This is a genomic window from Vibrio sp. OPT46, from assembly GCF_015163535.1.
Taxonomy (GTDB): Bacteria; Pseudomonadota; Gammaproteobacteria; order Enterobacterales; family Vibrionaceae; genus Vibrio; species Vibrio alginolyticus.
The window spans coordinates 131325-135605 of the sequence record NZ_JADDYG010000824.1; the positions used below are offsets into that span (position 1 = coordinate 131325).

The following is a 4281-nucleotide window of genomic DNA, read 5'->3' on the forward strand; positions in this document are numbered from 1 at the left end:
CATCTATCTCAAATACTGAACCTATAGTAGAACTAACTTGAGTGACGCTTCCTAAAACACTTCTTTTATTCCGAAGGTAATCCGTTTCTGACGTTCTCGCCTGAATGATATGGTCTTTATCGAACAGCTTTTTAGACCAATAACTGAACTGCTTTAATGTTGGAATATAAGGCGCTCTACCACATGCCTCGGCTAACCTTATTTCATTCTCATAGCGCTCTCTGAGTAAATGCTGGTAGGTCTTACTCAGAGTCATCCCATTTTCTTTCAGAAAATATTTCTTTAGCGCCTTGCGAAAGTAATCTTTATCTAAATCCGTGACGATATACTTCGCAGCTCGATTTAAAGCGACAGTTCTTGGGCTTCTAGGTGCTCCCAAAGCCTTATCTTTGGCAAGTCGCTCTTTTCCAGCGCCACCGCTACGTGCGAATGCGGGTAACAATGCCATTTTGTCTTGGCCATTTTGCCAATACTGAGTAAGTAACCTTGCGATACTTTTTCTATCTGAACCTACTGTTTGTGCATATTGTGCCAAGTACGGCGCTCGCTTCTTAGTAGCATAGTCGAACAGAAACTCATGATTATTGACTATACCCTCAATCAGTCTGTAATTTTTATCTCTACGATCTCGCTGAGAGGTTGGTATCTCAGACTCGTCGATTAGCAGATGAGGGGCGGCATTATATTCAGACCTTTGAATTTTTCTTCTTTTCGACTGTTGGATGAAACTTTCAATAGAAATACCAACAGGGCGTATTGTTGTAGAGGTTTGGCTTAAAGGAAAAAGGATTACGCAATCTGCGGCATCTAATACTTCTAGAACTCGGTATAATCCGTCTTCTAAGATTTCAGACCTTTTAAACTGCCACACAGAGTTTCTAACGATCTCCATTGATGATACCTCTCTGGATCAAATGAACTCCATCAATCCTAATAATTCCCTCTTCAGCGATATCACAAGACAAATCTACATCTATAAGTTTGTTCGCTATAAGGTAACGTAGGAGCGTCAAAGACTCATCATGTGAGGTAATACCTGATGCTGTAAAAAGATCACAAACATCTTCTACAAAACGCTGACCAATACCTAAGGTCTGTAAAGCGACAGTAACCTGTTCATCAGAAAAGAACGTTGAGTCTTCACGAAATGGAGCGGTAGCCCAATCGATGTTTTTACTCTGAGTTCGGGTAAGTTCATTCCCTACAAAAAAACTAAATGGAACATTCAAAAGCTCCCAGCAAACTCTTTCTATATCTATTTTTTCAAGGACTCTTTGATGATGAGCTTCGTCTTCAGGCTTTACCGAGATAGCTTGGTAGCGAATACCATTTTCAGTGCTAATCGTCAGAAGAACGTCAGTTGTTATAACGATTGGTTCACCGCTGATTGGATGAGCGGGGTGTTCAACCCCGATGACTTTGGCAATCTTTTGGGTGTAATTAAGGGGGAGTAACGGGAATTGCTCTCGAATATCGATAACACTGTCTGAAAACTCACTTAGATAAAACAATTGGCTTTCTATCGAAGATAGGAGATGGTGAACTCGCTGGGTTTTCCGACCATAAATCTGAGAACGTATCCCCCTAGACTTAACATCTTGCACTCTAAGCCAAGGCTTGTAATCCTTGCCCTCACCTAATCCATACTTGCCTTTCAGCGCTCTCGAATAATCTTCAAAAGTCTCTAACTTTCTGCCACGTCCCATAGCTGATCCAATAAAGTTTTCTTCAATAAAAAATAGAACATGTAGCTCTTACGGGCAAACTTTATTGTCTCAAAATGCTCTTACGGGCAAACTTTAACGCTTACGGGCAAACTTTATTGTCTCTACACAATTAAACCCACTGCCCCGCAACAAAACCGCTCGACCAGCACCACTGAAAATTGTAGCCCCCTAGCCAACCAGTCACATCCATCACCTCACCAATAAAATAAAGCCCTTTAATGTCTTTGCATTCCATGGTTTTCGAGGATAAGTGATCAGTATCGACACCGCCGAGTGTCACTTCCGCAGTTCGGTAGCCTTCAGTGCCATTCGGGGCGATATCCCAATGCTCTAGGCGCTCCACAATCGCCGCAAGCTCCTTTTGATTGAACTGTTTTAGCGGTTTATCGACTAGCTCTTTACGTTCAATTAAGACTTCAACCAGACGCTTAGGCAGCACTTTGGCAAGCGTATTCTTGAGTGACTGATTTGGATGCTTCTCACGACTGCGTTCTAATAACTCAGCAACATCATCGTTTGGCACAAGATTGATCAACACCTTTTGTCCGGCCCGCCAGAATGAAGAAATCTGTAACACTGCTGGACCAGATAACCCACGATGTGTGAACAACAGGGCTTCTTTGAACATGGTGCCATCTTCAGCCGTAATTTCCGCAGGTACCGCGATACCAGATAACTCAGCAAAGTCTTCTTTGTCTTCTTTATGCAGAGTAAATGGTACAAGACCTGCCGTGGTTGGGATAACTCGAAGACCAAATTGTTCCGCGACTTTATAACCAAATGGTGTCGCTCCCAGTTTTGGCATCGACAAGCCACCTGTTGCGATAACTAAAGACTCACATTCGACAATCTCAGTACCAGCATGCAAACGAAAGCCTTCATCAATTTTTTCAATCGAATGAACATCGCATTGGTAACGCTGCTCGATGTTCGGCATGTCACACTCAGCTAACAACATCTTCACGATATCTTTGGCCGTAAATGCATCGACACAAAACAACTGGCCGTGATCACGCTCTTCGAACTCAATGCCATGTTTACACACCATCGAGATGAAATCCCAGTTAGTGTATTGGGAGAGCGCCGACTTAACAAAGTGCGGGTTTTGACACAAATAGTGATTAGCTGAAACGTCGTAGTTAGTGAAGTTACAACGACCACCGCCCGAGATAAGGATTTTACGTCCTGGCTTTTTAGCATGATCGAGCACCAAAACACGGCGGCCTCGCTTGCCTGCTTCTGCAGCACACATTAAACCTGCTGCGCCTGCGCCAATTACAACAACATCAAATTTCTTACTCATCGGTAGCTCTTAGACTGATTGGTATCGAATCAAAATAAAAAAGGATGTGCACATTGCACATCCTTGCTTTCTAGGCGCGACATTCTACCGACAAATACCGAAAGGGAAAAGCGCTTAAACTCTAAGCGCTCTGTATGTCCGCATCTCAGACAGAACAACTATCTAGATTATTGACTCTTAGAGAATGAAGGCTGCAAGTAGCGTCACTCCGAGCAACGCGGTCGATAGAACAAACAATTCACGCACTCTTTCACACTTACCAGTAAAAATTTCATCGTGGTGATGATGATATTCTTTACTTTTAATGTAGTGATACAACCTCACCTGCTTGGTGACATTTCCATGAGTGGTAAAAAAACCATTACCATCAACTTGCTGATATAACAGCGGATGCGCTTCACGCATGATATAAATTAGAGAACGAAGAGCGGTGAGATACCGGACCATATTAACTCCAGTTACCACCATTAGCGCAAATAAGATTGTGTCTCCACTGATCATCTTTTCCTCCCTACATCTTCAACAATGCTCAAGAGAAAAAGACGATCAACACTTCGTCTTTACCCGCTACTTACAACGTCCCAAAACGCGTTTACGCAGCTGGAGCATCCATGATTGAAGATGAACCTTCTTTCGCCATTTGTGCTAGATCTTTGTCAATGAAGAACAACGCTTTACCGTCTTCACCTACCAGTTCGATCTTATCTAAAATCCCTTTAAACAACTTCTCTTCTTCGTGCTGTTCTGACACGTACCACTGTAGGAAGTTAAACGTTGAGTAGTCTTGGCTAGTAAATGCAACGTGCGCCAGTTTGTTGATTTTTTCCGTGATCATTTGCTCATGTTCAAATGTCTCGCGGAAAACGTCACCTAGGCTCGCAAAGTCATGCTTTGGCGCATCAATAGCGCCTAAGATTGGCATTGAGCCAGTTTCACTCACGTAAGTGAATAGGCGTTGCATGTGCTCCATTTCTTCTACGGCGTGAGCGCGTAAAAATTCAGCCGCACCTTCAAAACCTTTGTCTTCACACCAAGCACTCATTTGTAAGTATAGATTGGATGAGAAAAATTCTAGGTTAATTTGCTCATTCAATTGTTCGACCATAGTTTGAGACAGCATGTTAACTCCTATTATTGTGCATGCAATATACCCAAGTAACCTCGAAATAAATGACGCTGCGAGAATAGCTTGGTCTGGCAGACACGGCGAAGTTTCACTTCAACTCTAGTCAGTAACACTACGCTTATTTC

General features: G+C 42.8%; 4 protein-coding genes and 1 pseudogene. All 5 read right to left on the bottom strand.

Annotated elements, in window-relative coordinates; all coding sequences use genetic code 11:
* Positions 1–871 (bottom strand): annotated as a pseudogene (locus tag IQR33_RS34790) (transposase); the annotation flags it as partial.
* A 7-nt stretch (positions 872–878) separates the two neighbouring features.
* A complete protein-coding gene (locus tag IQR33_RS28685) occupies positions 879–1706 on the bottom strand; it encodes a TnsA endonuclease N-terminal domain-containing protein (protein WP_193837257.1) in 828 nt (275 codons plus the stop codon).
* A 130-nt stretch (positions 1707–1836) separates the two neighbouring features.
* Positions 1837–3030 carry an NAD(P)/FAD-dependent oxidoreductase gene (locus IQR33_RS28690; protein ID WP_005382944.1) on the bottom strand — a complete coding sequence of 398 codons (1194 nt, stop codon included), beginning with the start codon at positions 3028–3030 and terminating at the stop codon, positions 1837–1839.
* Positions 3031–3207: 177 nt separating this feature from the next.
* Complete coding sequence (gene uspB, locus IQR33_RS28695; protein ID WP_005379169.1) at positions 3208–3531, bottom strand: universal stress protein UspB; 324 nt, start codon at positions 3529–3531, stop codon at positions 3208–3210.
* 91 nt (positions 3532–3622) lie between these two features.
* Positions 3623–4150 carry a non-heme ferritin gene (ftnA, locus tag IQR33_RS28700; RefSeq protein WP_005379167.1) on the bottom strand — a complete coding sequence of 176 codons (528 nt, stop codon included), beginning with the start codon at positions 4148–4150 and terminating at the stop codon, positions 3623–3625.
* Positions 4151–4281: the final 131 nt, after the last annotated feature.

Coding starts and splice junctions, on each gene's coding strand:
- IQR33_RS28690 (WP_005382944.1), bottom strand. CDS start 3,030: ATGAGTAAGAAATTTGATGTTGTTGTAATTGGCGCAGGCGCAGCAGGT.
- IQR33_RS28685 (WP_193837257.1), bottom strand. CDS start 1,706: ATGGGACGTGGCAGAAAGTTAGAGACTTTTGAAGATTATTCGAGAGCG.
- uspB (WP_005379169.1), bottom strand. CDS start 3,531: ATGATCAGTGGAGACACAATCTTATTTGCGCTAATGGTGGTAACTGGA.
- ftnA (WP_005379167.1), bottom strand. CDS start 4,150: ATGCTGTCTCAAACTATGGTCGAACAATTGAATGAGCAAATTAACCTA.